Origin of the sequence: Roseivirga spongicola, assembly GCF_001592965.1 — a bacterium.
Classification (GTDB): domain Bacteria; phylum Bacteroidota; class Bacteroidia; order Cytophagales; family Cyclobacteriaceae; genus Roseivirga; species Roseivirga spongicola.
The window spans coordinates 26,245-43,143 of sequence record NZ_LRPC01000033.1; the positions used below are offsets into that span (position 1 = coordinate 26,245).

Annotated in this window: 16 protein-coding genes; 7 read left to right on the forward strand and 9 right to left on the reverse strand. The window is 40.0% G+C overall.

Going from position 1 to position 16,899, the window contains the following annotated elements; translation table 11 throughout:
- Position 1: 1 nt before the first annotated feature.
- The 5 genes from AWW68_RS19535 to htpG all read right to left on the reverse strand — a co-directional run bounded on the left by AWW68_RS19535 (position 2) and on the right by htpG (position 7,085).
- Positions 2-2,500 carry an ABC transporter permease gene (locus tag AWW68_RS19535; protein ID WP_068225225.1) on the reverse strand — a complete coding sequence of 833 codons (2,499 nt, stop codon included), beginning with the start codon at positions 2,498-2,500 and terminating at the stop codon, positions 2-4.
- Between the two features lie 143 nt (positions 2,501-2,643).
- Complete coding sequence (locus tag AWW68_RS19540; RefSeq protein ID WP_084375786.1) at positions 2,644-3,606, reverse strand: TlpA family protein disulfide reductase; 963 nt, start codon at positions 3,604-3,606, stop codon at positions 2,644-2,646.
- A 60-nt stretch (positions 3,607-3,666) separates the two neighbouring features.
- Positions 3,667-4,626: a TlpA family protein disulfide reductase gene (locus AWW68_RS19545; RefSeq protein WP_068225227.1), complete on the reverse strand. Its 960-nt coding sequence runs from the start codon at positions 4,624-4,626 to the stop codon at positions 3,667-3,669.
- Between the two features lie 34 nt (positions 4,627-4,660).
- Complete coding sequence (locus AWW68_RS19550) at positions 4,661-5,107, reverse strand: DUF4369 domain-containing protein (protein ID WP_068225229.1); 447 nt, start codon at positions 5,105-5,107, stop codon at positions 4,661-4,663.
- A gap of 85 nt (positions 5,108-5,192) precedes the next feature.
- Entirely contained in the window at positions 5,193-7,085 is a 1,893-nt protein-coding gene (htpG, locus tag AWW68_RS19555) for a molecular chaperone HtpG (protein WP_068225231.1), read from the reverse strand.
- Positions 7,086-7,318: 233 nt separating this feature from the next.
- Between htpG and AWW68_RS19560 the strand changes: the two genes are divergently transcribed.
- On the forward strand, positions 7,319-7,846 hold the full coding sequence (locus tag AWW68_RS19560) for an FKBP-type peptidyl-prolyl cis-trans isomerase (RefSeq protein ID WP_068225233.1): 528 nt from the start codon (positions 7,319-7,321) through the stop codon (positions 7,844-7,846).
- A gap of 154 nt (positions 7,847-8,000) precedes the next feature.
- Complete coding sequence (locus AWW68_RS19565) at positions 8,001-8,531, forward strand: hypothetical protein (protein ID WP_068225235.1); 531 nt, start codon at positions 8,001-8,003, stop codon at positions 8,529-8,531.
- A gap of 204 nt (positions 8,532-8,735) precedes the next feature.
- Here the strand turns inward: AWW68_RS19565 and AWW68_RS19570 are convergent, their stop codons facing one another.
- Positions 8,736-9,230 (reverse strand): DUF4293 domain-containing protein, encoded by a 495-nt coding sequence (locus tag AWW68_RS19570; protein WP_068225236.1) that lies wholly within the window; start codon positions 9,228-9,230, stop codon positions 8,736-8,738.
- Positions 9,231-9,367: 137 nt separating this feature from the next.
- Between AWW68_RS19570 and truA the strand changes: the two genes are divergently transcribed.
- Genes truA through AWW68_RS19585 form a run of 3 tightly spaced genes read left to right on the forward strand, consistent with a single transcriptional unit; the run spans position 9,368 to position 12,413 of the window.
- Positions 9,368-10,111 carry a tRNA pseudouridine(38-40) synthase TruA gene (gene truA / locus AWW68_RS19575; RefSeq protein ID WP_068225238.1) on the forward strand — a complete coding sequence of 248 codons (744 nt, stop codon included), beginning with the start codon at positions 9,368-9,370 and terminating at the stop codon, positions 10,109-10,111.
- A 2-nt stretch (positions 10,112-10,113) separates the two neighbouring features.
- Positions 10,114-11,892 (forward strand): ABC transporter ATP-binding protein, encoded by a 1,779-nt coding sequence (locus AWW68_RS19580; RefSeq protein WP_068225240.1) that lies wholly within the window; start codon positions 10,114-10,116, stop codon positions 11,890-11,892.
- Positions 11,889-12,413, forward strand: a complete 525-nt coding sequence (locus AWW68_RS19585) for a GyrI-like domain-containing protein (RefSeq protein ID WP_068225241.1) — start codon at positions 11,889-11,891, stop codon at positions 12,411-12,413. The genes AWW68_RS19580 and AWW68_RS19585 overlap by 4 nt, the downstream gene beginning before the upstream one ends.
- A 13-nt stretch (positions 12,414-12,426) precedes the next feature.
- Here the strand turns inward: AWW68_RS19585 and AWW68_RS20380 are convergent, their stop codons facing one another.
- The 3 genes from AWW68_RS20380 to AWW68_RS19600 all read right to left on the reverse strand — a co-directional run bounded on the left by AWW68_RS20380 (position 12,427) and on the right by AWW68_RS19600 (position 14,581).
- Positions 12,427-12,555, reverse strand: a complete 129-nt coding sequence (locus AWW68_RS20380) for a hypothetical protein (RefSeq protein ID WP_262501412.1) — start codon at positions 12,553-12,555, stop codon at positions 12,427-12,429.
- Between the two features lie 260 nt (positions 12,556-12,815).
- A complete protein-coding gene (locus AWW68_RS19595; RefSeq protein WP_068225245.1) occupies positions 12,816-13,346 on the reverse strand; it encodes a DUF4924 family protein in 531 nt (176 codons plus the stop codon).
- Positions 13,347-13,375: 29 nt separating this feature from the next.
- Positions 13,376-14,581, reverse strand: a complete 1,206-nt coding sequence (locus AWW68_RS19600) for a 6-bladed beta-propeller (RefSeq protein ID WP_068225246.1) — start codon at positions 14,579-14,581, stop codon at positions 13,376-13,378.
- A gap of 137 nt (positions 14,582-14,718) precedes the next feature.
- On the opposite strand from AWW68_RS19600, the gene lepA reads away from it, so the two are divergent.
- Positions 14,719-16,506: a translation elongation factor 4 gene (gene lepA, locus AWW68_RS19605; RefSeq protein ID WP_068225248.1), complete on the forward strand. Its 1,788-nt coding sequence runs from the start codon at positions 14,719-14,721 to the stop codon at positions 16,504-16,506.
- Between the two features lie 27 nt (positions 16,507-16,533).
- Positions 16,534-16,893 carry a four helix bundle protein gene (locus AWW68_RS19610; RefSeq protein WP_068225249.1) on the forward strand — a complete coding sequence of 120 codons (360 nt, stop codon included), beginning with the start codon at positions 16,534-16,536 and terminating at the stop codon, positions 16,891-16,893.
- Positions 16,894-16,899 lie beyond the last annotated feature (6 nt).

The window sequence follows — 16,899 nt, forward strand, 5'->3', positions numbered from 1 at the left end:
ATTATTCGTCTCGTAAAACTTCCGTAGGGTTTTGTCTTGCTGCATTGAACGAGTGTACTCCAATAGTTAGCCAAGCTATTATTATTGATGCCACTCCAACAAGCACAAATACCCAGACCTCAATTGGGGTTGAATAGGCAAAGTTGGAGAGCCAGTTTTTGGTGAAGAAATAGGCCAATGGGCTGGCTATTACAATAGAAATAATAATCAGAATTGAGAATTCTCTAGTGAAAGAACTTATGATCTGTTGAGCTGTGGCTCCGAGTACTTTTCTTATACCAAGCTCCTTTTTCCTTTGCTCAGCAGCAAATGCTGAAAGCCCAAATAGACCAAGACAGGCAATGGTTAAGGCCATCACCGTAAAGATGTTCAGAATCTGGCCCATTCTCTGTTCAGTTCTAAAGTTTGCTTCGAACATCTGATCCATGAATGAGTATTCGAAAGGAATGGTGGCATCTACTTCCTTCACGCTTTCTTCAATACTTTTAAGGCTATTTTCCAACGAAGATTTACTAGCCACAATTTGATTGTTCAGCCTAACGGATAGGTAGTTGTTGCTGTGCTTCCACATGATGTCGTTCTCCTGATGAATGAGGAGGAGTGGGCCTATTTCATAACGAACACTGTTATGGTTGAAGTTTTCCACTACCCCAATTACCTCAAAGAGGGCCTCGTTGCTATTAGGGAAGGTAATATGTTGGCCAATGGGCGAATTGTCTGGGTCAATCGGGTACTCCCAACCAAGCACTCTAACAGCCTCTTCATTCAGTATTACTTTGCGCTGGTCAGTGCCTCTGGTTTTGTCAAAGTTTCTACCTGCCAGAAAATTTAGGTCTAGCAAATCGATATACTCTTCGTTACTTCTGATCCTGTTCAATGTCACCACCTCGGTGTCGGGGCCGTAAGCTTTGTATTTGTCCTCATTCCAAACATTGGGTGGAATAAGATCAGATATACCGGCCTGTTCAATTGCCGAATTGGCAACAAGCATATCTTGAAGCGTTTGCTGCTGCTCGTTAGTTAGCATTTCCATATTATGGACTTGCAAAATGTTTTCTGTGTTGAACCCCAAATTTACGTTGGAAACATAATTGAGCTGTTTCTGCACAAAGAAGGTAGCTATAATTAGCGCTACGGAAATAGTGAATTGAACCACTACAAGAGTGTTCCTTAGCATGCTTCCTTTAAAACCAGAGCTTAATTTTCCTTTGAGTACTTTCATAGGGCTGAAGGATGATAGATAGAAGGCTGGATAGCTTCCGGCAGCCACGCCTAGTATAATTATAAAAGCAGCCACTAGCCCGATAGCATTTGGGTTGGTGGCGTATTCATAAAGACTCAATTCTGTATTGGCCACTAGGTTGAAACCATCTAAAGAGATTTCGGTGACCACTAAAGCTATTACTGTACTTACGGCAACATATAAAACCGATTCAAAGATAAACTGCTGAATAAGTGTTCTTTTCTCCGATCCCAGAACTTTTCTAATACCCACTTCTTTGGCTCTGTTAGCCGATTTGGCTGTAGAAAGGTTCATAAAATTGATGCTGCATAAGAGTAGAATAAGTCCGCCTACAGCTGAAAAAATCTGGATATATAGAATGTTGCCGCTAGGGCCAATGCGGTTACCCGAAGGTGGAGAGTACACATAAACTTCGCTTAAGGGCTGCAGTTCTAGAGTCCAAGCTTTGTCTTTGGTATATTCTGCATAGCTCTGGCCAAAAACATTTTGTATTTCTTGTTCTGCCCATTTTGGAGGAATAGACTGGATTTTTTGCTCAAGCTGCTCAATGTTCACCCCATCGGCCACTAAACCATAGGTTACAAAGGTTGTCCAGATCCACTGATGCTGTCTTCGCTTTATATCATCAAATGAAGTCATGGAAAGCAACATGTCGAACTGTATATGTGAATTGGTTGGAATACTTTCTAGAACAGCCGTTACACGGAATGCTTTGACATCCGTTCCCTGATTTACCAAAAGTGTTTTTCCTATGGCTTCTTCTGTACCAAAGTACTTAGTGGCAGTTTCTTCAGTGACCACCACGTTACCCGGTAGCTCCAGAGCTGTTTCTAAGCTTCCATTTCTGGCCTTAAAGTCAAATATTTCAAAGAAGTTCTGCTCTGCAACAAATGCTTTACTTTCTGTAAACGAAACAGGGTTGCCGGTATCCGGTCTGTAGCTTACTGCCATTTCCCCTGGCGTATGAACTCTGGTTACTTCTTCAAACTCGGGCACATCAGACCTTAATGCAATAGCTAAATTCGGACCAGTGGAGGCGAAGGGCTCATTCCAGTCTCCCCAGATCATGGGCTGGTTCACTCTATAAATTCTATCTCCCTGGCTATGGAAGTTGTCATAGCTGTACTGGTTCATCACGTACAGCGCGATTATTACCGTGGCGGTAATACCTATGGTTAGCCCAAGTATATTGAGGATAGCGAATTGTTTGTGGCGAATGGCGTTGCGCCAAGCAATTGTGAACATGGTTCTAAGCATAGCTGAATTTAATAAGTTCGGCTTTTGCTAGCCAAGGAATATGCCAAAGAAAAACAGGCCTAAATAACTGATTTAGGCCTGTTGGAAATTGTATGTCGTATTAAAATGTTCTTACAAGGACGATGGTGTTCGCTGGCGGTCGGTTAATTGACTTTGTGTTTTTCCAATGCACGTTCCAGTTTGTTGTCTTTTGCTCCTTGCCATCTCTCTAAGATGATGCCTTCTGGAGATATTAAATAGTGGGTGGGTAGCACCTGAATTCCATACTTGGCAAAAATCTCTTTTTTGTTTTCAGCTTTCCAAAGTACAGGCCAAGGCAAGTTAATGTCTCTTTGTTCAGCCATTTTCCTCCAACGTTCGTGAGAAAAATCTTCATTGATAGTTAATACTTGAAGATTCTCATACTTTTCTAATGACTTAACCATATTGGGGTATTCTACCCAACACCAACCACAACCAGTTCCTGCAAAATCGAGAAGAATGTATTTGCCTCTTAAGTCTTCGGTTGATGTTTGCTGATCATCAATAGTTGATGCGATAAAGTCCATCATTGGATCTCCCTCTTTTAGTCTTTCAGATACATCTAAACCCAGTAATGAAATGTTGTATTTGGCTAAGTCGTTAGTTTTAGGGTTAGACATGGCCAGTAGCCGTTTTTGATCTTCTGGAAGTAGCCTGTCACTACTGCTTGCTAAGTAGGACTGGGCCATTTTAGTCTTAATATTTTCTTCTAGAATCTTGGCTCGTTCTTCTTTTGGGGCTTTTACTATCTGCTGCCACAAATCTTCTGCGGGTGACCCTTGAACATCTATTCCATTTTTAAAGCCAGATTTAGAGATGGTCACCGTAATATCATTATTGTCTATCCACAACGATTTAAACCTAGACTTATAAATGATGGCCATGGATTCAGGGCCTACCAGTTTCCTAACTATTGTAACTTCTTCTTTTTCTGTCGGAAGCAAAAACTGACCTTCACTAAAGGATATTGATAATTGATCTTTTGTCTTAAAGCCATCAAGTTTAAAGGTTAACCTTAAAGAATCTTGAGCGGTAAGATTAAAGGACAACAAGCAAAATGCTAAGAGGGTAAGTGTTTTTTTCATGTTTTGTCTATTTTGAGTTTATGGCTGCTTTGTGTGCTCTTAATGTTGAAAGGCAGTCAATCAGTTAACTTTGTGCTGCTCTAGCTTCCTAATTAGCTTTTCAACTTTACCAGCTTGCCATCTATCTAGGATTGTTCCATCTGGAGAGATTAGGTAATAAGTGGGTAGCACGTTGATTCCATATCTGTCAATGATTTCCTGTTTATTCTCTGCTTTCCAAAGTACTGGCCATGGTAATTCAATATTCCGTTGTGTGGCTATTTTTTGCCATTGTGAATGCCTAAAGTCTAGGTTGAATGTAAATGTCTGCAGGTTTTTGTAATTAACTAATGTTTTAGACATCTCAGGATACTCTACCCAACACCAGCCGCAATTAGTGCCGGCAAAATCAAGCAGAATGAATTTGCCTCTTAAGTCTTTGGTTGAGGTTTGCTGATCATCAATAGTTGATGCGATAAAGTCCATCATTGGGTCTCCTTCTTTGAGTCTATTAGACATATCATAAGCCATTAAAAGATCATACTTGGCTAAGTCTTTGGTTTTAGAGTTAGACATGGCAAGCAGTCGTTCTTGATCTTCTGGAAGTAGCCTGTCACTACTCCTTGCTAAGTAGGACTGAGCCATTTTAGTATTAATGTTTTCTGCTAATAGCTCGGCTCGTTTTTCTTTTGGGGCTTTTACTATCTGCTGCCACAAATCTTCTGCGGGTGACCCTTGAACATCTATTCCATTTTTAAAGCCAGATTTAGAGATGGTTACTGTTATATCATTATTATCTATCCAAAAAGATCGAAGCCTAGACTTATAAATTATGGCCATAGGTTCTGGATTTTCCAGCTTTCTAACTATTGTAAGCTCTTCTTTCTCTGAAGGAAGTGAAAACCGACCTTCACTATATTCAATGGATAATTGATCTTTTGCCTTGAAGCCTTCAAGTTTAAAGGTTAGTCTTAAAGAATCTTGAGCGGTAAGATTTAAGGACAACAAGCAAAATGCTAAGAGGGTAAGTGTTTTTTTCATGTTTTGTCTATTTTGAGTTTAGGGAGTGTCTTTTTCAATTCTTGCAACTGTTGAAGAAGGGGTGATTTGGGTTTTCCTTTTGTATTGAAAGCCTGTCTTTTTTTGAGCCCTTTAAATAAGCCTGAAACATAGTGTTGCTCGAGGAGCCAGTGAGGCTCGTTTTTCTTCTAAATCTTCGTCTTTCTAATTTAACCACGTTTTTACCCGGGTCTATATAAATCTCCTTCCAGTGCGATTTAAAGAATAGTCTATTGGGTTTTCTTATGAGGATGATCCCTCGTTTCGGTTCATTAATGTCCATTTGAATGGTTTGTACCTCAGTAGATGGATCTATTTTATAACTGCCTCCATCATGAAACTTTATACTAACCTTGTCTTCTGGCTTGAAACCATTAGAATGAATCTCAAGAGTAGTGTTTTGTGCGTTTAAAGCAATTTGAAGTGTAAAAAGAGAGAGAATGGAGAGGAGTAGCTTTTTCATGTGTTAGTTGTTTGAGTACAAAAATTAACAAAAAAAATGCCAAACCCTTATAGGGCTGGCATTTTTAAAAAAGCTTGTAAGTAAACTACTTACCTAGTAATTCAGTACTTCTCTTGATAAAGTCAGTTAAAGCTTTGCCTTCTAGCAAACCTTGAGAAAGCATAGCTAAGTCAACCGCCTGCTTGGCAAGACCCTGCTTTGCATCGTCTGCTTCAGACTTCAAGATTTTGTCAGCTAATGGGTGGTTACCGTTCACGGAAACATCGTATGTATCTGGCATGGCACCGAACATGTTGAATCCGCCACCACCAGTAGCTTGCATCTCCTTCATTCTGCGCATAAACTCAGACATTGTGATAGTTACCGGGGCATCAGATGGAGAAAGTGCTTCAACTTCAACCTTGAAGTTTTCATTGCCGATAGACTTAGAGAATACTTCTTTCAAGCTTTCTTTTTGCTCGTCAGAAAGTACTAACTCTCTCTTTTCGTCTTTATCAATCAGTTTGTTCAGGTTATCAGAGTCTACACGCTTGATTTGTGTTTTCTCCAACTTGCTTTCCATATGGTTAATGAAGTGGCTATCGATTGGAGAATCGAATACAAGAACATCATAACCTTTATCAATAGCAGAAGAAATGAAGGCATCTTGCTTGGCTGGGTTGTTAGCATATAGCCAAACTTTGTTGCCGTCTTTATCGGTTTGGTTGGCTTCTATTTGAGCTTCGTATTCTTTTAAGGTGAAGCACTTGCCTTCCGTATTTTTCACCAAAGCATAGTCAGTCGCTTTTTCGTAGAACTTCTCTTCTGAGATCATTCCATACTTCACAAAAAGCCCGATATCATCCCACTTCTTCTCGTAAGATTCTCTCTCTTTCTTAAAGAGTTCGCCCAACTTATCTGCTACTTTTTTGGTGATGTAGGTGTTGATTTTCTTCACATTGCCATCAGACTGTAGGTAAGAACGAGATACGTTCAACGGGATGTCTGGTGAGTCAATGATACCGTGGAGTAACATCAAGAATTCAGGAACAACGTCTTTCACCTCATCGGTAATAAATACCTGGCGAGAGTAAAGCTGAATCTTGTTCTTCTGCATTTCGAAGTCGTTCTTCAACTTAGGGAAGTAAAGAATTCCGGTTAGTTCGAACGGATAGTCAACATTCAAATGAATCCAGAACAACGGATCTTCAGAGAATGGGTAAAGCTCTTTGTAGAATTTTAGGTAGTCTTCGTCAGTCAGATCTGAAGGCGACTTGGTCCAGATAGGAGCGGTGTTGTTAATGATGTTATCTTTCTTAACCGTTTTCCACTTCTTCTTACCCTCTTTGTCTTCGCCATCTTCTACAGACTCTTCTTTCTCTCCGAATTTTACTTCGATAGGAAGGAATTTAGCATACTTGTCAAGGATGCCCTGAATTCTGCTTTCTTCTAAGAATTCTTCGGAATCTTCGTTTACGTGGAGGGTAATGGTTGTACCTCTAGTTTTTCTCTTTCCTTCTTTGATTTCGAATTCTGTGCTACCGTCACAAATCCACTTCGCTGGCTCAGCACCTTCTTGGTAGCTCAAAGAGTCAATTTCAACTTTGCCGGCAACCATAAAGGCAGAGTAGAAGCCCAGACCGAACTTACCAATGATCTCTTTGGCGTCTCCAGCATCTTTAAACTTCTCAACAAACTCAGTAGCTCCTGAAAAAGCAATCTGGTTGATGTACTTTTTAATTTCTTCGGCTGTCATACCAATACCAGCATCTTTGATGGTAATGGTCTTCTTCTTTTTGTTTACCTCAACTTCTACTCTGGTTTCACCTAAGTCGCCAGTGTATTCGCCAAGTGAGGCTAGCCTTTTAATTTTTTGTGTAGCGTCTACCGCGTTCGAGACTAATTCTCTCAAGAAGATCTCATGATCTGAGTAGAGGAACTTCTTAATGATCGGGAATATGTTCTCGGTATGTATCGAGATTGTACCTTTCTCTTGCATAACGTTCTGTCAGTTGTTTTTTGCGATGCCTAAAACTCAAAGTCCATACCAAGGCAAAAAGAGTGACAGCCTGACAGTTTAAGCTTCCTGACTTAGTGAAATTATGGCGACACTACTTTTTTTGACATTACAACTATTTGTTTTTTGGGGGTGTCTTGAAGATGAATTGTTAAAATAAAGTGTAAAATTCGACCGTTCGTTTATCCGGACTGTTGAATTAAAATTGAAAGAGAATGAAAAAGTGGATAGCAGGCTTAGTGTTGTTGAGTTTTATGGGGTGTTTAGGTGATGATGATTTTCCTGAATATAACCCTGCAGAGCAATTGGAAATTGATATTGCGGCAATAGATCAGCACTTGGAAGAAAAGAATTTAACTGCCGTTGTAGATGAGCAAAGCGGAATCAGATATTTGTTGCTAGAAGACGGAAATACCACTGAAGCTACTGACGGTGATGTGGTAGATGTTGATTACGAGTTATATAATTTTGAAGATGAGCTACTGGATACGAGTATTGAAAGTGTTGCTCAAGACGGTGGTATTCATGATGCGGATAGAGATTATGAGCCATTGAGATTTACCATAGGCACAAATGGAATTATCCCTGGCTTTCAACGTTCGGCAGTGCTCCTTACAGAGGGAGGCAAGGGAGACTTTTATATTCCTTCAGTTTGGTGTTACCAGAACTATGGCTCAGGCAAAATTGCACCGAATGAGAACTTAAGGTTCGTCATAAAACTTGTTAAAGTTAATCCTGAGTAGATACCAAGGTGTTGTTATTGTTGTAAGTTAAAGGCTTAGAAATTTCTTTAACTTATAACATAACTTATTCATGAAAAAACACATATCAGTACTAGTATTCATCTTTTTGTTCTTCTCAGGATCGATTCTAGCTTAAGACGGAGCTAGAAAGCCTTTGCAACTTGAAATAGCTTTAAGTCCTTTTTCAGCCGCTCAATCGGAGCAATTAGAATCGGCCATTGTGCTTGGCTTGACAGGAGATATTTCTAATAGATTTCAATGGGGCGTAGATTTTTACGCAAAACGAAGAACACGTGCCTTGAATGTTGGTGATGGCGTAATTGAGGTTCATTCTGAACCTCAAGGACAGAGAACCTACGATATAAACTCCTCATTTAGTCTCTCAGGGCGTTACTACTTCGCTAAAGATAAATTTGCTGGTCATTATGCTATGTTTAGGGTTCATAATGTTTGGGCAAAGTCTTATCAGGCTACAGACGGCCAGGGCGGTTCTGCTGATCGAAGGTTTCTTCCAATGCACGGAATATACTATGGTTACAGAGTAGAAGCTAAGAGTTTGTTTTTTGATGTTGCTGCTGGAGTTATTCCACATCAACTTCAGATCAATCAGGTAAGGCCAAATAGGCAAGCCGTGGTGGCAATGAGAATGACCATGGGCTTCATAATTCCGTTTAAGGTTAAATAGTCAAAGGATAATGAGTAACTTTATGGATAAACCAATAAACCATGGAGCTACTTATTATCTTAACCTGCGTTATATTTATTCTTATTTTCACTTTGGCTATACTTTATGTACTCAAGAGCTTTGTTAACTCAAGTGTACGAGCTAATGAAGCCTTGCTAGCAGAGCTAAGGGAAATAAAAGAAGTTTTGCAGCAGAAGGGGTAGATTATCTGATTCTATCTACACTTTTTACCAACTTCTCGTCTTTACGGATAAAACGGTTAGCTATGATGTTTAGAATCATGGCGCCAGCTGGTAAATAAAAGCCGAATGAAATAACGCCCTGTCCCTCAATGAGTCCTTCGTATTGATATATCTTGTAATAAGAAACACCTAAAGTTGAAGCCATAACTAGTGCGTTTAGTGCACCAAGTTTCATTTGGTTTAGCCTGTTTTTAAATTGAAGGGCTGAGAATATTGCAATTAAGGCAGCAACAATAGTAAGTGCGCCAATGTACCAAGTAGCATCTTCTCTGATCAATGTGTCGTCAGATAGGTTACTTATGGTTCCTGCAGTATCAATTACCTTTAACTTCATGGAGGTAAGGGTTACCACAGTCTCCTGATCAACACTTTGTTCGCCCCAAATGTAGTACGCATTGGTCATTCCCATTAAAATGGCTACTCCTAGAAGAAATAAAGTTTGTATACGTTGGATCATCTTACTTGATTTTGCGCAAATATAGTAAACCCATTTACGAATGCTCCTTTTGAATGTCGATTTAAACAGTGCTCCTTTTCCTGCATGGATTAAATTGAGTTAATTCGCACTGGCAAAATTGAATTGGCTAAACCTCTATGCGCTATTTTCTTGATATTTCTTACAACGGTGCGGCTTATCATGGCTGGCAAAGACAGGCCAATGCTCTAACCGTTCAGCAAGAAATAGAAGAGGGGCTTTCCAGAATATTAGGCGCTCAGATTGGTATTACAGGCAGTGGTAGAACAGATACAGGTGTTCATGCCAGGAAGCAAATAGCGCATTTCGATGCAGAAACTGAGCTTCCAGAAAGTCAGATTCAGTACAAGCTGAATGGCCTGCTGCCCGATGAAGTGGCTATTAACAGCTGTCGTAAAGTTCAGCCAGAGGCTCATGCACGTTTCGATGCTCAAGAGAGAGGTTATCATTATTTTATTCATCAAAAGAAGACTCCTTTTCTAGTGGGACAGAGCTACTATTTCAGCCATTCCTTAAATGTGGAACGAATGAATGAGGCTGCCCAGAAGCTACTCGGTAGGCAAGATTTTGAAAGCTTTAGCAGGGTGAAAACTGAAGTGAATAACTTCTTTTGTGAAATATTGACAGCCAACTGGTATTGCGAGAACGATCAGCTAATTTTTAACGTTAGGGCAAACAGGTTTTTGCGCGGAATGGTGAGAGCCTTGGTTGGAACGTTATTGGAAGTGGGCAGAGGGAAACTTACTGTGGAAGATTTTGTTACTATCATTGCTGCAAAGAACAGAACAAAAGCGGGTAGGGCTGTGCCTCCTCATGGACTGTACCTTTCGGAGGTTAACTATTCAGAAGAGATTTACTTATAGCATTGGAAAAGGAAAAGGCTAAAGTTAAGAGTGGAAATGTTGTAGACTTTAAAGTGTTGAAGCGATTGTTTCAATACGCAAAGCCTTACATAAAGCAGTTTTATCTGCTAGTATTCCTGACCATATTTTTGGCCATACTAACCCCTATTAGACCAATTCTGGTTCAAAAGGCCATAGATGAATATGTGCCGAATGGAGATTATGATGGATTGGTTTTAATGATAACCATTCTCATCGGTCACCTTATTGTATTAGCTGTAGTGCAATATTCGCATACTTATCTTTCGGGTTGGGTAGGCCAAACCATTATAAAGGATATTCGAACAAAGCTCTTTAATCACTTAATAAGGTTAAAACTCAAATTCTTCGATAAAACACCAATAGGAAGACTAGTAACCAGAAATGTTTCGGACATTGAAACGCTTTCTAACGTCTTTAGTGAAGGTATTGCCGCCCTGATTGGCGACTTGCTTCAGCTGGTTTTCTTGATGGGCTTTATGTTCTATTTAGACTGGAAACTGACTTTAGTAAGTTTATCTACCTTACCACTTCTTATTTTTAGCACCTATGTTTTCAAGGAGAAGATTAAGGTTACTTTTAATGAGGTCAGAAACGCTGTTTCCAATTTAAACTCCTTTGTACAGGAGCATGTAACAGGAATGAACATTGTCCAGATTTTTAACGCAGAAAAGCGAGAGATGGACAAGTTCAAGGAAATTAACAGAGAACATGAAAAGGCGCATATTCGCTCCGTACTTTACTATTCTATCTATTTCCCTGTTGCAGAGATTATTCAAGCTATTGCCATAGGTATGGCAGTATGGTATGGCGCTAGAGAGATTTTGGTAGACGCTAGTGTTGGTCCAGGAGTGATCATTGCCTTTATCATGTACATTCAGATGTTCTTCCGTCCCATCCGAATGATTGCCGATAGGTTCAACACCCTTCAGATGGGGATTGTGAGCTCGAACAGAATTTTCGATCTATTAGATAATGATGAACACATGGCCGATGAAGGTGAATATGCACCTGAGGAAATCAAAGGCGAAGTTGAGTTCAAAAATGTCTGGTTTGCTTACAATGAGGAGGAATATGTGCTAAAGGATATTTCGTTCAAGGTGAAAGAGGGTGAAACCATAGCGCTTGTCGGAGCCACCGGAGCAGGGAAGTCTTCAGTCATTAATCTACTGTCGCGATTCTATGAAATCAACAAAGGTGATATTCTGGTAGATGGTGTAAACCTGAAAGAATATGATTTAGGAGCTCTTAGGAGTCATATCGGTGTAGTTCAGCAAGATGTCTTTTTGTATTCCGATACCATCAGGCACAATATTACACTAGGTAACCCCGATATTACAGATGATAAAATAGCTGCTGCTGCCGATTTGGTCGGAGTGAAGAAAATTATCGACCGCTTGCCCAACGGTTATGATTATAACGTGATGGAGAGAGGTTCAACCCTTTCTGTAGGTCAGCGACAGTTGATATCCTTCGTACGGGCCATGGTCTACGATCCGAAGATCATTGTGTTAGACGAAGCCACATCTTCAGTTGATACAGAAACAGAAGAGCTTATTCAAGGGGCAATTGAGGTTTTAATGAAAGGGAGAACATCCATAGTTATTGCTCACAGACTTTCAACCATTCAGGGTGCCGATAAAATTATAGTGTTAGATAAAGGAGAAATTAAAGAAGTAGGAACACACCAAGAGTTATTGGATAAAGATGGTTTCTATTCTAAGTTGTATAACATGCAATACAAAGAAGTAGCAGCAATATGAGTAAGAAAGGAAAGATAATCACTGGGCTTGTAGCCTTTATTATAATAATTGGTGGCTATGTGTATTTAGGTGGGTTAAATAACATTGACTATACCATAGAGACGGTTTCAGACTACAATTTGGTAGGGGTTCACTTTCTGGGTGATGGAGATAGTCCGGAAATAGAGGAGGCCTATGTTGAAGCCCGTGAATACGTTCTTTCTGGAGAGTTAGACGGTGTGCTTACTTTGGTTCATTACAATGATTCTACTTTAGAAGATGAGCAGTTAAAGCTGTTTATTGGAGTTACCCTAGCATCAGGCACCTCAGATTTGCCAGCGAATTATCAAAGATTGACAATACCAGCAACAAATGCGGCTAGGGCTAAAATAGAAGGCCACAACAGCATAATGCCTAGTCCTTCTACTATTGAGTCTAGGCTTAGAGAAACAGCGGAAAAAGCACGACTTGAACTTCAAGACTTTACAATAGAGCAATATATTTCTGAGAACCTGTTGGTGATAGATATGCCAGTGAAATAAGGGGGTCAGTCGATCAGTGATCAGAAATCAGTGATGGGTTCAGAATCTCCTCAATTCTTCCAGTTCCAATTAGAGTTGAGCCTTCCAGAAAATCAAAGCTCATGCCTACCTGTAGTTTACCGACAAAATATGCCGGACTCATAATTGTAATTTTAGCCAGAACTGTCTCTCCAGGTGAAACTGACCCCTGACCAATATATTCTTGATGACCTGAAGTTTGCATTTCATCAAAAGGAAAACGAATACCAGGCCTATAGCCATTGTGCGCCTCTGTAGTTCGGCCACCCTCTTCAGAGGCTCTGAATTCAGTTCAGCTAAGAAGTCATATTGTGCGTGATTCATTTTGATTCCTGATCTACCGTTCAGCTGATTTCTGATTTCTAATGACAATTGACCATTTTCCTAATTCTCCAATTCCCTATAGCTGTGCGAGAGCATAGAAAGCACGTTGCCAAAATGCTCAATTTGCTCCATGGTTTCATCCGGCACTTGCTTGCCATTCATTCTTGCTAAGAGAAGACCGAAAACTCCATTAAGGCAGGCTTGAACAGGGTTGTTGACTAAGCCTTCAGAAGCTTGAATACTTTCTCTTAAAGCTGGTCTGGCAGCATTGAATATAGTTTGGTAATCTTCATTTTCAACCAAAAGCTTCATGCTGAGGTCTGAGAGTTTTTGCACTTCACCCTGAACGTAAGAAAGGTGCCCTTCCTGCTCAAGTCCTTCAGACTTCATTTGGCCAATTACTTCTTGATACCAATTCAGCTCATCCTCTCTTTTCTCCTCACTCATTTTTTCGTCAGGAATATTTCCGAACACATGGATTTTGATTTTCTCAATGTCGAAATCAAAGTTCCTAATCAGTAATTCTGTTTGGTACATATAAATAATGTACTCAGAGATGTTTTCCTGTTTTTTCTTGTCGGCCAAAAGCATGCTGCAAAAATAGGCTACTCAGGAATAAATCACTCCTTTAAATCCACAATCATTACAACAGGATTATCATCAGGTTTCATTTCACCCAGTTTTTTCAGCCTTTCAGGTAGTTGAGCTGCTTTTTCTGGGTTTTCTTTGAACCAAGCAAGAACATCTGGTGCTTCCATATAACCAACTAGTTGGTTATTGTCTGTCGCATATTGCGGAACAAAGGGGAGGAAATTGTCTAGGTCATTGACAAAGCCATGCATTTCGGTTCGGCCAATATCAGATAACAATGTTTCGCCAGTTTCTCTGCTGAAAATTCCATTGAAAGTTTGGCCTTTGGTGGTTAGCTGGAAGAAAATATGTTGTTGGGTTATGTCAATTACTGAAGGTTGGAGGAAGTTAGCTCTAGATTCCAATGTTGGGTACTTGGTCTTATCCTCGTAAGGGATGCTCTGATTTTTGCTGTCAAATATCAGGTGAGCGGAAAGAGTATCATCAGAAACATAAAATAGTGTGTCATTATAGGCTTCCTCGAAATAGACATTGCCTCTGTCTCTATAAAACCGTCCCTCATCTGTATCGAATGAAATACCCAAAGATAGATCGTGTATGCATGACTGATGATTTGGGAATGTTTTTAGAATTTTTCCTTGGCTATCGAAAATCGTGAGTTTGTTTTTTTGATTACACGTTGGGTTTGCATTGTAGCCAACAAAGAGGTTGTCTGATAATTTGCTAAAGCCCATGATGTAGTTTTCGTCTGTAGGAATTTCAAATTCTCCTGTTTTTTCTCCTGAAGAGTTGAGTTGCCATATTAACGAAGGCTTTTTAGCAACATAAAAGACTTCATCTTCTTCATTAAATTCGAGGGACTTCTTGGTGCTCAAATATTCATTAGGGCCTTCGCCATAGCCTCTTATCTCCTCTATAAATTTTCCTGATTTCTTATCGAAGGTGTAGATCTGTCGGAACGCGATAGATATGATTTTGTCATCTGCCAAGTAGAAGCTAGGATAGTTTCCAACCAGCGACTTTTCAACAGTTTCTAAAGGGATATACTCAATGGACTCAGCAAAAGTACTTAGTGAAACTTCAGTGCGGTTATCATAGGCTTCAACTAAATCAATGGTTGGCAAACTAGAGCCATTAGCTTTTTTTTCGGTGCCAGAGCTGCAAGAAGAGGAGATAAGAAATAGTGTGAAAAAGCCAGATATGGCTGTTTGCATGCTAAGTTTGAGTCTTTTCATTGGTTTTGGTTGGTGCGGATAATGAATTGCATTCAATATCAAACAATTAAGTTATTGCCTTTGTACAAATATTGCACCAATCAAGAGAATTGAATTGCATCACTTTTTTCTATTTTTGCGGTTCGTTTAAGAGGTATATGGAGAGAATTCGGAATTTCTGCATTATTGCGCACATCGACCACGGTAAAAGTACCTTGGCCGATAGACTATTGCAGCACACAGGTACTGTAGCTGATCGCGATATGCAAGAGCAGTTGTTGGATGATATGGATTTGGAGCGTGAGCGTGGTATTACCATCAAATCGCACGCCATCCAAATGAATTATAATTATAAAGGAGAAGAGTACGTGCTCAACCTGATAGACACTCCAGGTCACGTAGACTTTTCTTATGAGGTTTCACGTTCCATTGCGGCCTGTGAAGGCGCATTGCTCATTGTAGATGCATCGCAAGGGGTAGAGGCTCAAACCATTTCCAACCTCTATTTAGCTTTGGAGCACGATTTGGAGATTATTCCGGTGCTCAACAAAATAGACCTTCCGGGTGCCATGCCAGAAGAAATGACCGACCAAGTAGTTGAATTACTTGGTTGCGATAGAGAAGATGTAATTCTAGCGAGCGGTAAAGCTGGTATTGGAATCGATGAAATCCTCGAAGCCATCATTGAAAAAATTCCTGCGCCACAAGGAGATCCTGAAGAGCCACTTCAGGCCATGATTTTCGATTCGGTTTTCAATTCATTCAGAGGTATTGAAGTAATCTTCCGTGTTTTCAACGGAAGCATTAAAAAAGGAGATAAGGTGAAATTCGTAAATACGGGTAAAACCTATGATGCTGATGAAATTGGTATTCTCAAGCTCAAGCAGTCTCCTCAACAAGAAATTAAAGCAGGTAATGTAGGTTACCTCATCTCGGGTATCAAGGTGGCCAAAGAGGTAAAAGTGGGTGATACCATTACGCATGTAGATAAGCCAACCCAGAGAATGGTAAAAGGCTTTGAAGATGTAAAGCCTATGGTGTTTGCAGGTATCTACCCAGTAGATACACAAGACTTTGAAGAGCTCAGAGCTTCAATGGAGAAGCTTCAGTTGAATGATGCATCCCTGGTTTGGGAGCCAGAAACCTCTGCTGCACTTGGTTTTGGTTTCCGTTGCGGATTCTTAGGAATGCTTCACTTAGAAATTGTTCAAGAACGTCTCGAAAGAGAGTTCGACATGACTGTTATTACCACAGTTCCCTCGGTTCAGTTTCATGCCATTATGAACGATGGTGAAGTAAGGAAAATCAATGCACCTTCTGAAATGCCAGATTCTAATAAGATGGCACATATGGAAGAACCAATTATTCGTGCTCAGATTATCTCTAAGGCAGAGTATGTAGGCGGAATCATGGGGCTGTGTATGGACAAGAGGGGAATTCTGAAAAATCAGGTTTATCTGACCTCCGACAGGGTTGAGTTATCATTCGAGATTCCGTTGGCAGAGATTGTATTCGACTTCTTCGATAAGCTAAAAACCATTTCTAGAGGTTATGCCTCATTAGATTATGAACTGATTGGTTTCAGACAATCGAACTTAGTAAAGCTCGATATTCAGTTGAATGGTGACAAGGTAGATGCACTTTCTGCTATTGTTCACCGAGATAAGGCTTACGAGTGGGGTAAGAGGCTGTGTGAAAAATTGAAAGAACTGATTCCAAGACAAATGTTTGAGATTGCAGTTCAAGCATCTATCGGAACAAAAATCATTGCTAGAGAAACCGTGAAAGCAATGCGTAAGAACGTATTGGCTAAGTGTTACGGTGGTGATATTTCCAGAAAGCGTAAGCTTTTGGAGAAACAGAAAAAAGGTAAGAAAAGAATGCGCCAAGTAGGTAATGTGGAGATTCCACAAGAGGCTTTCATGGCGGTACTTAAGTTAGATTAATGGTTACTGGTGCTCAGTGCACAGGAGATGGAGAATAAAGACTATACGGACTTAGATGTTTGGAAAGAAGCTAGGAAACTGGTCTCTGGAATCTATTCTTTGGTCAAGTCTTTTCCTGAAGATGAGAAGTATGCATTGACAAGCCAGTTAAAAAGAGCTGCAATATCAGTTCCCTCAAATATTGCGGAAGGAATTGGTAGGCAGCACAAAAACGAGAGGATTCAATTTTTATATATTTCAAGAGGATCACTATATGAAATAGAAACCCAATTGTTTTTGGCCTTGGATCAATCTTTTCTTTCAGAAGAAAGTTTGAAAGATATTTTAGACCAGATAACAAGTTGCAAGAAACTCATTCAGGGGTACATCAATTATCTTAAGAAGTAACCTGAG

What these genes read in the sequence shown, in the direction of transcription:
- AWW68_RS19600 (WP_068225246.1), bottom strand. Translation starts at nt 14,581, where the DNA reads ATGAAAAGACTCAAACTTAGCATGCAAACAGCCATATCTGGCTTTTTC.
- AWW68_RS19595 (WP_068225245.1), bottom strand. Translation starts at nt 13,346, where the DNA reads ATGCTTTTGGCCGACAAGAAAAAACAGGAAAACATCTCTGAGTACATT.
- AWW68_RS19610 (WP_068225249.1), top strand. Translation starts at nt 16,534, where the DNA reads ATGGAGAATAAAGACTATACGGACTTAGATGTTTGGAAAGAAGCTAGG.
- AWW68_RS19545 (WP_068225227.1), bottom strand. Translation starts at nt 4,626, where the DNA reads ATGAAAAAAACACTTACCCTCTTAGCATTTTGCTTGTTGTCCTTAAAT.
- truA (WP_068225238.1), top strand. Translation starts at nt 9,368, where the DNA reads ATGCGCTATTTTCTTGATATTTCTTACAACGGTGCGGCTTATCATGGC.
- AWW68_RS19535 (WP_068225225.1), bottom strand. Translation starts at nt 2,500, where the DNA reads ATGCTTAGAACCATGTTCACAATTGCTTGGCGCAACGCCATTCGCCAC.
- AWW68_RS19550 (WP_068225229.1), bottom strand. Translation starts at nt 5,107, where the DNA reads ATGAAAAAGCTACTCCTCTCCATTCTCTCTCTTTTTACACTTCAAATT.
- AWW68_RS19570 (WP_068225236.1), bottom strand. Translation starts at nt 9,230, where the DNA reads ATGATCCAACGTATACAAACTTTATTTCTTCTAGGAGTAGCCATTTTA.
- AWW68_RS20380 (WP_262501412.1), bottom strand. Translation starts at nt 12,555, where the DNA reads ATGAGTCCGGCATATTTTGTCGGTAAACTACAGGTAGGCATGAGCTTT.
- htpG (WP_068225231.1), bottom strand. Translation starts at nt 7,085, where the DNA reads ATGCAAGAGAAAGGTACAATCTCGATACATACCGAGAACATATTCCCG.
- AWW68_RS19540 (WP_084375786.1), bottom strand. Translation starts at nt 3,606, where the DNA reads ATGAAAAAAACACTTACCCTCTTAGCATTTTGCTTGTTGTCCTTTAAT.
- AWW68_RS19560 (WP_068225233.1), top strand. Translation starts at nt 7,319, where the DNA reads ATGAAAAAGTGGATAGCAGGCTTAGTGTTGTTGAGTTTTATGGGGTGT.
- lepA (WP_068225248.1), top strand. Translation starts at nt 14,719, where the DNA reads ATGGAGAGAATTCGGAATTTCTGCATTATTGCGCACATCGACCACGGT.
- AWW68_RS19585 (WP_068225241.1), top strand. Translation starts at nt 11,889, where the DNA reads ATGAGTAAGAAAGGAAAGATAATCACTGGGCTTGTAGCCTTTATTATA.